Annotated in this window: 17 protein-coding genes, 1 pseudogene and 1 riboswitch; of the genes and pseudogenes, 6 read left to right on the top strand and 12 right to left on the bottom strand. The window is 41.0% G+C overall.

Annotation, left to right across the window (positions count from 1 at the left end; translation table 11 throughout):
* The first annotated feature begins 137 nt into the window (after positions 1–137).
* Positions 138–518, top strand: coding sequence for a rhodanese-like domain-containing protein (locus KFQ09_RS17540; protein WP_024718853.1), 381 nt, complete (start codon positions 138–140; stop codon positions 516–518).
* Positions 519–556: 38 nt separating this feature from the next.
* On the opposite strand, the gene gcvPB is transcribed toward KFQ09_RS17540, so the two are convergent.
* Genes gcvPB through gcvT form a run of 3 tightly spaced genes read right to left on the bottom strand, consistent with a single transcriptional unit; the run spans position 557 to position 4,470 of the window.
* Entirely contained in the window at positions 557–2,017 is a 1,461-nt protein-coding gene (gene gcvPB / locus KFQ09_RS17535) for an aminomethyl-transferring glycine dehydrogenase subunit GcvPB (RefSeq protein ID WP_017367585.1), read from the bottom strand.
* The gene (gene gcvPA / locus KFQ09_RS17530) at positions 2,010–3,356 is read right to left on the bottom strand and encodes an aminomethyl-transferring glycine dehydrogenase subunit GcvPA (RefSeq protein WP_017357974.1); all 1,347 of its coding nucleotides are present in this window, start codon (positions 3,354–3,356) and stop codon (positions 2,010–2,012) included. The genes gcvPB and gcvPA overlap by 8 nt, the downstream gene beginning before the upstream one ends.
* 16 nt (positions 3,357–3,372) lie before the next feature.
* Positions 3,373–4,470 carry a glycine cleavage system aminomethyltransferase GcvT gene (gene gcvT / locus KFQ09_RS17525; protein ID WP_255835848.1) on the bottom strand — a complete coding sequence of 366 codons (1,098 nt, stop codon included), beginning with the start codon at positions 4,468–4,470 and terminating at the stop codon, positions 3,373–3,375.
* A 203-nt stretch (positions 4,471–4,673) separates the two neighbouring features.
* A riboswitch (glycine riboswitch) is annotated at positions 4,674–4,781 on the bottom strand.
* 250 nt (positions 4,782–5,031) lie between these two features.
* Here gcvT and KFQ09_RS17520 point away from each other — a divergent pair.
* From KFQ09_RS17520 to sinR, 4 genes are all read left to right on the top strand, one after another.
* Positions 5,032–6,702, top strand: a complete 1,671-nt coding sequence (locus KFQ09_RS17520) for a DEAD/DEAH box helicase (RefSeq protein WP_017367587.1) — start codon at positions 5,032–5,034, stop codon at positions 6,700–6,702.
* Between the two features lie 14 nt (positions 6,703–6,716).
* Positions 6,717–7,514: a YqhG family protein gene (locus tag KFQ09_RS17515; RefSeq protein ID WP_017367588.1), complete on the top strand. Its 798-nt coding sequence runs from the start codon at positions 6,717–6,719 to the stop codon at positions 7,512–7,514.
* Positions 7,515–7,698: 184 nt separating this feature from the next.
* A complete protein-coding gene (locus tag KFQ09_RS17510) occupies positions 7,699–7,863 on the top strand; it encodes an anti-repressor SinI family protein (protein ID WP_008342197.1) in 165 nt (54 codons plus the stop codon).
* A 33-nt stretch (positions 7,864–7,896) separates the two neighbouring features.
* On the top strand, positions 7,897–8,232 hold the full coding sequence (gene sinR, locus KFQ09_RS17505) for a transcriptional regulator SinR (RefSeq protein ID WP_017357978.1): 336 nt from the start codon (positions 7,897–7,899) through the stop codon (positions 8,230–8,232).
* Positions 8,233–8,299: 67 nt separating this feature from the next.
* Here the strand turns inward: sinR and tasA are convergent.
* The 3 genes and pseudogenes from tasA to tapA form a co-directional block, all read right to left on the bottom strand.
* A pseudogene (gene tasA / locus KFQ09_RS17500) lies at positions 8,300–9,099 on the bottom strand (biofilm matrix protein TasA).
* Between the two features lie 58 nt (positions 9,100–9,157).
* Entirely contained in the window at positions 9,158–9,730 is a 573-nt protein-coding gene (gene sipW / locus KFQ09_RS17495; protein WP_017357979.1) for a signal peptidase I SipW, read from the bottom strand.
* A 50-nt stretch (positions 9,731–9,780) separates the two neighbouring features.
* Positions 9,781–10,308 (bottom strand): amyloid fiber anchoring/assembly protein TapA, encoded by a 528-nt coding sequence (tapA, locus tag KFQ09_RS17490; protein WP_017367589.1) that lies wholly within the window; start codon positions 10,306–10,308, stop codon positions 9,781–9,783.
* A 252-nt stretch (positions 10,309–10,560) separates the two neighbouring features.
* Between tapA and KFQ09_RS17485 the strand changes: the two genes are divergently transcribed.
* Positions 10,561–10,887 carry a DUF3889 domain-containing protein gene (locus tag KFQ09_RS17485; protein WP_017367590.1) on the top strand — a complete coding sequence of 109 codons (327 nt, stop codon included), beginning with the start codon at positions 10,561–10,563 and terminating at the stop codon, positions 10,885–10,887.
* Positions 10,888–10,922: 35 nt separating this feature from the next.
* On the opposite strand, the gene KFQ09_RS17480 is transcribed toward KFQ09_RS17485, so the two are convergent.
* The 6 genes from KFQ09_RS17480 to comGC are packed head-to-tail and all read right to left on the bottom strand — an operon-like array spanning position 10,923 to position 13,021.
* Positions 10,923–11,111: a YqzE family protein gene (locus KFQ09_RS17480; protein ID WP_017367591.1), complete on the bottom strand. Its 189-nt coding sequence runs from the start codon at positions 11,109–11,111 to the stop codon at positions 10,923–10,925.
* A 60-nt stretch (positions 11,112–11,171) separates the two neighbouring features.
* Entirely contained in the window at positions 11,172–11,555 is a 384-nt protein-coding gene (gene comGG, locus KFQ09_RS17475) for a competence type IV pilus minor pilin ComGG (protein WP_017357982.1), read from the bottom strand.
* A complete protein-coding gene (gene comGF / locus KFQ09_RS17470; RefSeq protein WP_017367592.1) occupies positions 11,552–12,049 on the bottom strand; it encodes a competence type IV pilus minor pilin ComGF in 498 nt (165 codons plus the stop codon). Before comGF ends, comGG begins: the two co-directional genes overlap by 4 nt.
* Complete coding sequence (comGE, locus tag KFQ09_RS17465; RefSeq protein ID WP_017367593.1) at positions 11,991–12,305, bottom strand: competence type IV pilus minor pilin ComGE; 315 nt, start codon at positions 12,303–12,305, stop codon at positions 11,991–11,993. The genes comGF and comGE overlap by 59 nt, the downstream gene beginning before the upstream one ends.
* Positions 12,289–12,735 (bottom strand): competence type IV pilus minor pilin ComGD, encoded by a 447-nt coding sequence (comGD, locus tag KFQ09_RS17460; protein WP_017367594.1) that lies wholly within the window; start codon positions 12,733–12,735, stop codon positions 12,289–12,291. The genes comGE and comGD overlap by 17 nt, the downstream gene beginning before the upstream one ends.
* On the bottom strand, positions 12,728–13,021 hold the full coding sequence (gene comGC / locus KFQ09_RS17455; RefSeq protein ID WP_008342186.1) for a competence type IV pilus major pilin ComGC: 294 nt from the start codon (positions 13,019–13,021) through the stop codon (positions 12,728–12,730). The genes comGD and comGC overlap by 8 nt, the downstream gene beginning before the upstream one ends.
* Positions 13,022–13,026: the final 5 nt, after the last annotated feature.

Raw genomic sequence — 13,026 nt, 5'->3', positions numbered from 1 at the left:
AGGGAAGGAATTGAAAATAATTCTTACCATTTATGATGACAAGTTTCTTTTGCTTTACTATAATAGTATTTGTCTAAAACGTACCATCAGACAGGTGACTGTGCTGATGCTCAAGAAGGAGTCGAGTCGTATTGCCAATATTCAACTATATCGTCCTCTCACTTTGTGGACTTTTCGTTCTTTATTCCATCGGCAGTTACATTTATCAGCAGCGCATAATGAAAACGCTGACGGAAGCAGAATTTATCAAAGGTTACCGCAAAGCCCAACTCATTGATGTGAGAGAACCAAATGAGTTTGAAGGTGGACATATTTTAGGCGCAAGAAACATTCCCCTTTCACAATTAAAGCAGCGCAAAAATGAAATACGCCCTGACAAGCCTGTTTATCTCTATTGCCAAAATAATTTGAGAAGCGGAAAGGCTGCTCAAACGTTACGTAAAAATGGCTGTCGTGAGATTTATAATTTAAAGGGCGGCTTTAAAAAATGGGGCGGCCGCATTAAAACAAAGAACTAACAAAAAAGACTCTGGGAGCTATTGCCCCATGAGTCTTTTTATTTTCTTTCAAAAACTAGCACTGGATTCCGTGCTGCCTTTGTTTCATCCATTCGTTTCACAACGGTTGTATGTGGTGCTTCCTGTACGATTTCTGGGTTCTCTTCCGCTTCTTTTGCGATTTGAATCATCGCTTCAATAAATGCATCGAGGGTTTCTTTTGATTCTGTTTCAGTTGGTTCAATCATGATACATTCCTCTACATTTAGCGGGAAGTAAATCGTTGGCGGATGATAGCCAAAATCAAGTAATCGTTTGGCAATATCAAGTGTCCGCACACCTAGTTTCTTTTGGCGTTTACCTGAAAGGACAAATTCATGCTTACAATGGCGGTCAAATGGCAGATCATAATGAGCACATAAGCGGCGCATCATATAGTTTGCATTCAACACCGCATGATCAGTTACAGCCTTTAAGCCGTCTGGTCCCATAGAGCGGATATACGCATACGCTCTGACATTGATACCAAAGTTCCCATAGAACGGTTTCACACGGCCGATGGATTCTGGACGATCGTAATCAAAGAAATAACGACCTTCTTTCTTCACAAGCACTGGCTTTGGCAAATATGGAATCAAATCCTTTTTCACGCCAACTGGACCTGAACCAGGGCCTCCTCCTCCGTGTGGACCTGTAAAGGTTTTATGAAGATTTAAGTGAACCACATCAAATCCCATATCCCCCGGTCTTGCTCTGCTTAATACGGCATTTAAGTTCGCTCCATCATAATAGAGCTTCCCGCCTGCTCCGTGGACGATTTCAGCCATTTCTAAAATATTTTCTTCAAAAAGGCCAAGTGTATTTGGATTTGTGAGCATGAGAGCCGCCGTTTCTTCATTGACAACACGGCGCAGGTCGTCTAAATCGACAAGCCCATGTTCATTAGATGCCACCGTAATCGTTTCAAATCCAGCCACTGTTGCAGATGCGGGATTTGTTCCATGAGCAGAATCAGGCACGATGACTTTTGTTCGTTTATGATCTCCTCTTGCTTCATGGTATGCACGAATCATCATGAGCCCCGTCCATTCGCCATGTGCTCCTGCCGCAGGCTGTAATGTCACGGCGTCCATTCCTGTAATTTCTTCTAAATGGTCGCCTAAATCATAAAGTAACTCTAATGCACCTTGCACAGTGTCTGCCTCTTGAAGTGGATGCACATGCGAGAAGCCTGCAAGACGTGCCACCTTTTCGTTAATCTTTGGATTATATTTCATCGTACAAGAGCCTAGAGGATAAAAGCCAGAATCGACCCCGTGATTACGCCTAGATAATGCTGTGTAGTGACGCATAATATCCAGCTCAGAAACCTCTGGCAGCTCCGCATCTTCATGGCGGATATACGTTTCATCAAATAAATCTGGGAGCTTCTCCTCAGGTACGTCTAAATCAGGCAGGCTGTAACCAATTCTTCCTTCTTTGGATAATTCAAAAATAAGCGGCTGATCTTGTTTATTCATGACGATCCCCCAATTCCTTGATGAACGTATCAATTTCTTCTTTTGTTCTTAGTTCTGTCACAGCGACGAGCATATGCTGCTGAAGCTCTGGATAATCCCGTCCCAAGTCATATCCGCCGATGATTCCTTTTTCAAGTAATCGTTTATTGGCTTCTTTCACAGGTTCATTCAGTTTCAACACAAATTCATTAAAATGAGCGCCCTCTATTTCAGCCTGTAACCCGTGTTTTTCTGCCTGCGTCTTGGCATAATGGGCTTTTTGTACGTTTTGATAGGCAATGTCTTTGATACCTGTTTTTCCAAGCGCCGTCATCGCAACAGAAGCGGCTAACGCATTTAATGCTTGGTTTGAACAAATATTTGAAGTCGCTTTGTCTCTTCGGATATGCTGCTCGCGCGCTTGAAGGGTCAGCACAAATCCTCGCACACCGTTCTCGTCTTCTGTTTGTCCGACTAAACGCCCCGGCACTTTCCGCATTAATTTTTTCGTCACAGCGAAATATCCACAATGAGGTCCGCCAAATGCAGCTGGAATGCCAAATGGCTGCGCATCACCAACGACAATATCTGCCCCAAGCTTTCCTGGAGGTGTCAGTAAACCAAGTGCAAGCGGGTTACTTGAGACGATGAACAGACTTTTCCCTTTATGTGCAATCGGTTCAATGTCTTTTAACGGTTCGACAACACCGAAGAAGTTTGGGTATTGTACAAGGACCGCTGCTGTTTCCTCGCAGACGGCTTCTTCTAATGCAGCTAGATCGGTCTGACCTTTTCGCGCAGGTACCTCGACGACTTCAATATGCTGTCCTTTCGCATATGTTTTCAGCACCGCTCTTGATTCAGGATGAACCGTCTCAGATACCACAATCTTTTTCTTTTTTGTATGTCCTGCAGCCAGCATCGCCGCTTCAGCTAATGCCGTTCCGCCATCATACATCGAGGAGTTGGCAAGATCCATACCGGTCAGCTCAGCAATCATTGTTTGAAATTCAAAGATTGCTTGCAATTCACCTTGAGAAATTTCAGGCTGATAAGGTGTGTACGCTGTATAAAATTCAGAACGTGAAATCACATGATCGACAATCACAGGCTGGTAATGATCATACACACCAGCACCTAAAAACGAGGCATAAGCCACTGTATCTTTATTTTTTGCAGCAAGACGAGACAATTCCCGCACTAGCTCTGTTTCTGATGCGGCTTCTTTAATGTTGTACGCACCTTTGAATCTGACTTTCTCTGGGATATCTGAGAAAAGCTCATCAATTGACTGAACACCGATGACATCCAGCATTTCTTTTTGATCTTGCTCTGTTTGCGGCAAATACCTGTGCTTCATCCTCTATTCCTCCTCGTTATTTGGCTCTTTTATAAAATGGTGTGGCGACAATTTTGGCTTTTAGACGTTTTTTGCGAACTTGCACTTCCACTTCTGTCCCAAGCTGCGCCTCTGATGTTTCAATCAAGGCAAGCCCAATATTTTTCTTTAATGTTGGAGATTGTGTACCGGTTGTGACTAAACCAATCTGCTTATCTCCTGAGAAGACTGGATAGTCTGTCCGCGGAATCCCCTTATCTATCATTTCAATCCCGACAAGCTTTCGCTTTGGTCCTTCTTCTTTTTGTTTTTTAAGTGCATCTTTTCCGATAAAATCTGCTTCTTTATCCGTTTTAACAGCAAAACCAATGCCGCCTTCTAAAGGAGAAATATCCTTCGTGAGCTCTTGGCCATAAAGCGGAAGTCTTGCTTCAAATCTTAAGGTGTCACGTGCACCGAGCCCACATGGGATCAGTCCTTTCGGCTGTCCGGCTTCTAATAAAGCGGTCCAAAGGTGAACAGCATCTTTTGACTGGCAGTAGATTTCAAAGCCATCTTCTCCTGTGTAGCCGGTTCTTGAAACAAGCACCTCTTTTTGCGCAATGATTGCTTTTGATAAAAACGTAAATGGCTTCAGTGATGTTACCTCTTCATCCGCAACATCTTTGATGATGTCAGCAGCATGAGGTCCTTGAAGGGCTAACAAGGCGGTTTGATCAGAGACATTTTTAATCGAAACATCTTCCTCACCTTGATGTTTCAGCAGCCACTCCACATCTTTTTCGATATTTGAAGCATTGATCACAAGCAAATAGTTGTTCTTTTCTTTTTGGTAGACAAGCAGATCATCCACCGTTCCGCCATCTTCATAACACATGGCTGTATATAGTGCCTTACCGTCTGTCAGCTTTGACAGATCATTGGTTAATAACCTTTGTAAAAAAGGAAGGGCTCCCTGACCTGTGACTTCCACCTCACCCATGTGAGACACGTCAAACAGCCCTGCTTTTGTTCGAACAGCTTCATGTTCTTCTTTAATGGAAGAAAATTGGACAGGTAATTCCCAGCCCCCGAAGTCAATGGTTTTTGCGCCAAACGTTTCATACGCATGAAAAAGCGGTGTTCGTTTCAACATCAATCGTTTCCCCCTTTTTTCTTACAGTGCACATTACAAGCTGAATTTTCAGAAAAAAATCACAGCAAAAAAGGACAGAGCGCTCCCTTTTATCAAAAAGAAGTCTCTGTCCTTGCACCTGAAAGTTTACAGCACAACATCATTGTGCGTTTTCCCCTTTGGTGGTTTGCTAAAAATCGCTGCGCAAACACTCTCCAGAGTTGCGTCCGGTAAGAGTACTTTTGCCTGAGAGATTCACTGAACCAATTCAGCTTGCTCCTTCGGCGCCTGTCAGTGCAAAATAACCGCTAGGTCTCTCCCCATACCATCATCCGCTCATATTCTTCACCTTTATTGGACATACTATCAAAATGGGTGACTTATTCTCTAGATCACTTACCAACATCCTACCATTAGAAATGGATGAAGAGCAACAGAAAAATCATTAACATTTTTAAAATAATTATTCATTATCGTTCGCTTTTATTGATATATAACATCTTTTAAATCGCTATCAAAAAATGAAGCGTTTAAAAACAGAACGATTTTATCATCACTCTACCAGAAAGGCAGGCGGTCACATTGAATATTCAAACGATCTTTGATCAAAAATGGGCAAGTGAATTTCAAAAGCGGCTTACAGCAGACGGTCCCTGGGCGAATTGGGATATGTACCGTTTAGCAGCACAGGTACAAAAAGTGACAGCCATTGATTCATTTGAAGGACTGCAAGCACCTGCGCACCTGCCTGCATTTACTCCTTTAAAACACCAGCTCGAAGTCGCTAGAAGAGTCGTAGAAGAGATGAATGGGAAAGCCATTTTAGCAGATGAAGTGGGTCTTGGAAAAACCGTTGAAGCAGGACTGATTATCAAAGAATACATGATTCGCGGACTTGCCAAGAAGATTCTCATTCTCGTACCCGCCTCCCTTGTGTCCCAATGGGTACAAGAACTGCGGACAAAATTTTATATAGATGCTGTCGAGCAAAAAAAGAGCTATGTGTGGGAGCAGTGCGATGTTGTGGTTTCCTCAATTGATACAGCCAAAAGACAGCCGCATCGAGACACGATCTTATCCATCTCCTACGATATGGTCATTATTGATGAAGCACACAAACTGAAAAACAATAAAACGAAAAACTATGAGTTTGTGAGAAATTTGAATAAAAAGTTCTGCCTACTGCTCACAGCCACACCTATCCAAAATCGGATAGGAGAAATTTTTAATCTCGTCTCTCTGTTGAAGCCAGGCCATTTAGGTAATGAAACACAATTTAAAGACCTCTTTGCCAAAAAAGACCTTCAACTTGAAGACCATGACCGGCTAAAACAGTTAGTCAATAAAGTCATGATTCGGAACCGGAGACAAGACACTGGCATCGAGTGGTCAAAGCGTCATGTGAAGACAATTTCTATTGATTTCTCCCCGACAGAACAAGCACTATATGATGAAATTTGTCAGTTAAAAGAAAACCCTTCCTATACGAAGCACATGTTTTCAATTATGACCTTAGAACGAGAATGCTGTTCGAGTCGTGAGGCCGTCTATATGACCATTAAAAAAATGCAAGAAGAGGAAAAACACATTCTAGGTGCTTCTGCGATGATGCACATCATGGAGAAAATTAACCAGGTAGAACAAAATTCTAAAGCACTTGAAGTCGTTAAACTCATTCAGCAATTAAATGAAAAAGTCATTATCTTCACTGAATACCGCGCGACACAAATTTATTTACAATGGTTTCTCCAGCAAAACGGCATCAGTTCGGTTCCTTTTCGAGGCGGGTTTAAACGGAGTAAAAAAGACTGGATGAAAGATTTATTTAGAGAGCGGGCGCAAGTGCTCATCGCAACAGAAGCAGGCGGCGAGGGGATCAACCTTCAATTTTGCAACCAAATCATCAACTACGACCTTCCGTGGAACCCAATGCGCTTGGAACAAAGAATTGGACGTATTCACCGGCTCGGTCAAGAGCGGGATGTCCACATTTACAATATGGCAACTAGCGGGACAGTCGAAGAACATATTTTAAAACTTTTATATGAAAAAATTCAGCTGTTTGAAAACGTCATTGGCGATCTAGATGATATTTTAACCCGAATTGATATCCAAGATGCTGAAACAGAATTGCATCAAATTCTCTTCCAGCACGAGTCTGACGTAGATATGAAAAAGAAATTAACCCAATTTGCTTCCTATTTAACAGAAGCACAAACACCGCTTTTAGAAGAAAGACAGCAAGGTTCATAAAGGAGAGTTGACCAATGGAGCAGCGCGAGATTCACACATTTCTTCTCCGTTTCTTTCAGGCAAATCAATGCGACATACTTGAAGAAAGTGCAGGGCACATGACCGTACAGCTGACAATCGAAATGGATAAATTGATCATGAACCGTCCTTTTTATTGGCATTGGCTCGAAAAAACGGGAGGCGTACCTGAGCCGCGGCAATTGACTTTGATCACCGATCAAAAAAAAGCTGATGACTCGGTCGAAGGAGAATTTGTCCACTTCGGCTCCCCTCGTTTATTCCAAATATTCGAGGTTGTGAAACAGCAAGGCCGTTTTATTCGGCTGTACGAAAAAGTCAGACCGCTCACAAACAGCCAGATCGCACTGGAGCCGTGGCTTGGTCTCAATGTCAAAATATCCTATCTGGCAGACCGTAAAAAAGACAAACTGCTGTCTCTTGGACTTCATCTAATACGCGGAGAAGTCATCGAACAATTTCAAGAGAAGCTAGAAGCACGTGAGCTATCGTCTCAAATTCCTGATTATTGCTTCACAATGAGTACGATGATTAAGCCAGAGAGCGGCGTCAAACGGCTTTACAGCCTGATGGAACGTTATGCCAATGAAGAGCCGGATGATTGGGCGGTAAGAGCTGTTCAAAAGTGGAAAGAAGACTCGGAACTTTTAAACCAATTTTATGAAGGGACTTCAGACACATCTGTAGAATATGAAATAGAAAGACAAGCACTTAAAACTTTATACGAACCAAAAATCAGTCTTACGATTGAAAATGGCGGACTTTTTTACTTACAGCAAAAAAGAGGGGGCTGACTTAGCATGTCTCCCTCCCTTTCATGTGATATCAAATTTTCGATCAATCAAAAGCAACGTTTGTCTGTTTGTATTGGGCGGAAACATGACGCAAGCAATCTATGAGGTCTTATCACCTGTGTTTTTCCATTTCATGCGTTAAGTGCCTGAAATACACGATTCAGTATTTTAGGAGGGTATTTGTATGGAAAAGAAAACGAAGTTATTAGACAGTGAATGGGTTCAATTATTACGCGAAGCGCGCAAAGCAGGACTAACAGTAGAAGAAGTCCGTCATTTTCTCAAATCACGCGAAAAGTCCTCTGAGTCTCCCCCTATGGCAAGAAGTCATTCTATCAAACCTTTCTGAATGTGCTATAATATCGAAAGGAAGGTGATGACATTGATTGGCCAGCGTATTAAACAATACCGCAATGAAAAAGGCTACTCACTATCAGAACTGGCCGAAAAGGCTGGGGTAGCGAAGTCTTATTTAAGTTCAATAGAAAGAAACTTGCAAACAAACCCCTCCATTCAATTTCTTGAAAAAGTCTCCGCTGTTCTGGACGTCTCGGTTCATACACTGTTAAACGAAAATGATGAAACCGAATACGATGGTCAATTAGATAGTGAATGGGAAAAACTAGTTCGAGATGCAATGACATCAGGGGTTTCGAAAAAGCAATTTCGTGAATTTTTAGATTATCAAATCTGGAAAAAAAAGCAAGAAGAGGAGTAATGCGCATATTTTAGCGCATACTCCTCCAATTGCTATGCAGATCTTGTTATCAGTCTAAAGACTGACTTTATTTTTTATCTTCGCTGTGTGCTTTTTCGTTTTCTTTCACGTAACCTTTTTCATCCGTATGCTTTTTTGGATTGATCGTTAAACCATTCCACTGAGTCGCTTCGAAGGAAAGATCAACTTGAATCGCATCGCCTTGGTATTTATTTTGGATATAGTTACCCGCTTTATCCTTCGTCTGGTCATTGACAAATTCAATGATCATTTCCATTTTATCGTAATCAAACGGATTCTTTGGAATGCCGTCATACTCTGGAGCTGTTGACCCATCAACGGTGGCAACATTAATTTTACCACTTTCATGTAAAAACTTCTCATCGACGGCATGACGAAGCTTTTCAAATGCGGTCTGATCCTGCTTTGACGTTAATAGATGCAGGTCAAGCAGGTTTGCATGGTCTAAAATAATATTTTTCGGGTATCCATTCCCACCTTCGGCTCCAACCGTTAGAACACTCACCTGAAATTGGCTGAGGAATTCTTCAGCTGTATTCTTCCCGCCATTTTTCGCTGATGTTCCATCTTGAAATTGGCTGTAATCAAGACTCATCAGGACTTGATTAATTGCAAGAGACCCTTTATTTTCAAAATTAAATTCCTTCTTTATACGGTCACCGGGTTTTATGTTCGCAAGGTTGATGGCGCCGGAATTCTCTTTTGCAGATAGATTCAGCTCTCCTGTAGAGTAGACCGCGTTTGCCGTCTCAACATCATTAAATGCAGCCCACGTTCCCCTCCAATTAAAGCAAGACCTAATGCTCCCGATAAAACACCTAAACGAATTGATTTTTTCATTGCCATGATTGAACCCCCTAATAAATTGTTTTATTGAAACCTGATTTAGGTTACAAACGAAAATTTATGCTTGTTCCTCTGACATATGTAACTCAGCCGTATGTCTTCGATGTTTGGCAGCACCAACAAAATGAATGGTTGAATAAACAAGCAGCATCACCCCTGGAATGATGAGCAAAAGAGCGGTCCCAGCAGAAGTTCCTGCATACGAAAGAAGCTTTCCTGCATAAGGAATGTTCACTCCCGTATACTGCGCAGTCACTTGATTCGCTTTGACCAGCGTGCCGTCTTGATACATATTGTGGTCTCCTTTTGTCTCAAAGGCTTTATTTACTCCTTTTCCTTTCACCCCAACAATGCGGTGAGTCACAAAGGATTGGTCTTGCTTCGTTTGAAACGTAATAATATCCCCTTTTTTGAGTGTTTCAGGTGAGGTGACATGTTTCACGACAATCAATGAACCAGTCGAAAATTCCGGTTCCATTGATCCAGATAATACTTGCTTGAACTCATAACCAAAAATCTGAGGATCTCCTCCTGTTGTTCTTGATGACAACACGACAATAATACACACAATCATCATCGTGAAGACCAGCGCGTAAAGAATACTCCCAGACATTTTCATCCATTTTTTCATAACCTTTCTCCCCTTTGCATATCATGTTTCATTCAGCAGGCAAACCCTATTTAGGACGCCTTTTCTTGACAGTTCGAAAGCTGCATATGTTGAGACGTAAAGAATGGCTTTTCAGAACCACCAAATCCTTTAGGATAATAGATTTTAAACACATAGATTCCATTTGTTTTTGCTTTAACTGACGTGACAGTCGTCGTTTCTTCTGATGAGAGGGACTGTATAGCACCTTTTTCAATAACATGGCCATCTTGTAATGGCATCTGAACACCCTCTACTTTATGTAGTTCCCACTTCCATTCAGAGTGCGCGATGGGTTGTCCAATATTTTTTAGTGACATGCTCAGCTTTTGAGGCGCACAGACTGTCCCCTCAATAATCGTTTGATCGATCAGTTTCAAATGACTTCTATCCCATTTCTTTGGCTGGCAATGCTGATCTGTCTCTTCGAAATTTTCACATGTTTCCATGACAAAATTCGAATGCTCGACATCGTTAAAAGAAGCATTAGTAGACGTAATAAAAAAAGAAGTGAAAATCAAACAAATAGCACAAAATAGTACAAAGAGCGGCTGTTTCATTGATTCTTTCAACTCCTTGAACAATTGTTCTTTAAAAAGAACGATTACACTCAGTATAAGGAATTACCTATAAAATCCAAAACGTCAAATTAGTCCATTTTGTTCTTAAACAAGAACATTACCGAGAAAATTCTTCCATTTTCTCATTCTTTCGCCATATTCAATATTTTTTTCTGTGACATTTGTACTTCTTAAAAATTTACATAAAAGTGCAGGATTTGGTCAGGATAATAATTGGTGAGGTGATGTTAGTTGAAATATGGAAGAATCATGATCATGCTCAGTTTACTGTTAAGCCCTTCGATCCAAAGCGCCCATCTAGCGGAGGCAAAAGGAATCACTGCTGCCGCAGATCAATGGGAAACAAGGGCAGTCAAAGAAGCAAAAAAACGGTATCCGTTAGCACATGTTTTATTCAAACAAAAAGTGTGGGATCGGCACCGGGAGAAAGAATCCGTGAAGCAATATCATATTACGTTGAAAGATCAGGCCAAAGAATTTGGGGTATATGTCACCATTTCCTATAACCCATACTCGAACAAGGTCAATAAAGTCATTGTTGTCGAAGAATACAGCTAAAATGACATTAAAAAAAACCGCCTTCTGGCGGCTTTTTACTTTTTTCGATGACGTTTTTTTAGCATCATTGAGAAGCCAAAAGGCAGAACACCAAATAAACGCTGAGAAAATGGTGGTTTTGTCTCCATTTTTTCCTGTTTATGTTCTTTCCGCTCATCACGTGGTGTATTCATGTATTTAATGATTTCCTGCGTCATATATTTTACGTAATCATTTGTCTTCAACGAACACTCACCTCTTCTTCCTTAAAGTGTTACCAAGAAGAGTATCGTTTTATACACTCGCTAATAAGTGCTGATCCATTGATTGATTTCTCCTGTCTCCTTATTCATCTCTAGTTCCCGCTCGTCAGTTACACCACCATTTGTTTCGATGTTAACCAAGAGGCGGACTATCTTTTTTCTGTGATCGCACCCAATTCGCTTCAATGTCACTCGGCCTTCTTCTGTGACAATTGGGCTCAATCGCTGATCACAAATCCGATTTAATTTATTTGCGGCTTCATTTAGACCCATTCGAAATAACTGCTGTTTTTGATAAAAAGAAATTGTGAGCTCTGCACTTTTCAACTCTTTTTGAAACCCAATGGTCATTGAGCCTAGAATCAATAAAAATAAAAGAATGACAGCAAGTACGTGAGGATAAATAAACCCGTCTTCTCTTTTCACGTTTTAGGAATCACTCCTTTGTAAGTGAAAAAAACAGCTTCATGTACTTGACCAAATACATCTGTGACTTGGAGAGTGGTGGTTTGCTCTTTTGTTCTTACATGGAATTGTTTCACCTTTTGTAATAAAGGAAGATGACCTGCCTGATCCGTTCGTTTACGAAGCATCTCTTGATACGGCTCAATCGTCACCACTCGCCCTTGACTTGAAATATACTCCAGAGCTGTTCCATTTTTCACCGCTCTTACAGCGACAGCACAATTTAGATCCTCCTCTAATTGCAGGACCGTTTGTTTCCACTCCAATTGTGAAAACTTATTGATTTCTGCAAACGGATGAGCTTTTTCAGTAATTGATAAAAGCAGCATGCAGCCAAAAGAAAGCAGCAAAAATAGCTGCAATTGCCATATTGCTTGTGCGAGTGTAAAGCCTTGTTCATCGCTCCAAATGCCAAAAGCAAATCGTCTGCTTTTTTTGTACTTTGTATGAAACACATCCCTTCTCCTGACCCCAAATGAATTCATATGTGATCTCGCCTCGTTTCTTTGTACTTGTTTTCTTTTGACCTTCTATAAAAGCTTTATTCATATACTCATGTAAAATTTGATAAGCTTCCAGTTTGGCTCTTAATTCTTCTTTCCCTATTGTCAGTTTTTCAAAGGATGGCACGAGCACAAGAGCAGCAAATAGAAAGAGCTGGCAAGAAAGGAGCATCTCAAACGTACTAAATCCTTTATTGTTTCTGAACATGAATCCGCCCGCTCCCTAAGTAAATCGTGAGTTTATATATTTGACTGCCAAATTGAACAATGAGAGAACCACCGCTATTTGGATGTCCGTTTTTATTAAAGTGAAGACCTTGTTGAAATGTGGATTGCTTGATGATGCCTTTTTTGTGTAGGTTAGAAGCAATGATCTGCTCACTATTCTGCTCGATGACTTGATAAGATACATTAGTTGGGTGAAACTCAACAGTCACTCGTGTTTTTTTAATAAATGCAGTATAAGATGCCAATTGAAGATCTTGTTTTAGCAAGTTCACTTGCTTTTTTGCTTCAGCACTTTCTAATACATTGGGCACTTTTCCACCTATTATCGATAATAAGATAGAGAAAATCATGACGATCAAGAGCTGCTCAATGAGTGTAAATCCTTTCTCCTGGAAAAGCGATTTATTCATTTTTCACATCCCCGTTTTGAATGAAAATTGCCTTTCCATTCGGACAAGTTAATCCTTTTTTGACATAGCCTTCTTTTTCTAATTCAGCTAAAGATGGCGTCTTGCCGTCATGCTCTAATTCATATGCCATTACCTGTGTACTCACCATTGATTTCAGCCCTTCACAGCCCTTTGCTTGAATGCTTTGATGATGCCGAGTGATATTTGGAATGGTGATCAATAAAAGAATGGAGATCACAAGCATGACAATTAACATTTCTAACAGTGTAAATCCTTTATCATTCATGCCTT

Origin of the sequence: Bacillus sp. FS02, from assembly GCF_024398395.1 — a bacterium.
GTDB lineage: Bacteria > Bacillota > Bacilli > Bacillales > Bacillaceae > Bacillus > Bacillus altitudinis.
Note: the sequence above shows the minus strand (reverse complement) of the source record. Positions and strands in the feature narration are given on the sequence as shown.

What these genes read in the sequence shown, in the direction of transcription:
- tapA (WP_017367589.1), bottom strand. Translation starts at nt 10,308, where the DNA reads ATGAAACAGCCGCTCTTTGTACTATTTTGTGCTATTTGTTTGATTTTC.
- gcvPA (WP_017357974.1), bottom strand. Translation starts at nt 3,356, where the DNA reads ATGAAGCACAGGTATTTGCCGCAAACAGAGCAAGATCAAAAAGAAATG.
- sipW (WP_017357979.1), bottom strand. Translation starts at nt 9,730, where the DNA reads ATGAAAAAATGGATGAAAATGTCTGGGAGTATTCTTTACGCGCTGGTC.
- comGE (WP_017367593.1), bottom strand. Translation starts at nt 12,305, where the DNA reads ATGTTCAGAAACAATAAAGGATTTAGTACGTTTGAGATGCTCCTTTCT.
- comGD (WP_017367594.1), bottom strand. Translation starts at nt 12,735, where the DNA reads ATGAATAAATCGCTTTTCCAGGAGAAAGGATTTACACTCATTGAGCAG.
- comGC (WP_008342186.1), bottom strand. Translation starts at nt 13,021, where the DNA reads ATGAATGATAAAGGATTTACACTGTTAGAAATGTTAATTGTCATGCTT.
- gcvT (WP_255835848.1), bottom strand. Translation starts at nt 4,470, where the DNA reads ATGTTGAAACGAACACCGCTTTTTCATGCGTATGAAACGTTTGGCGCA.
- gcvPB (WP_017367585.1), bottom strand. Translation starts at nt 2,017, where the DNA reads ATGAATAAACAAGATCAGCCGCTTATTTTTGAATTATCCAAAGAAGGA.
- KFQ09_RS17510 (WP_008342197.1), top strand. Translation starts at nt 7,699, where the DNA reads ATGGAAAAGAAAACGAAGTTATTAGACAGTGAATGGGTTCAATTATTA.
- KFQ09_RS17515 (WP_017367588.1), top strand. Translation starts at nt 6,717, where the DNA reads ATGGAGCAGCGCGAGATTCACACATTTCTTCTCCGTTTCTTTCAGGCA.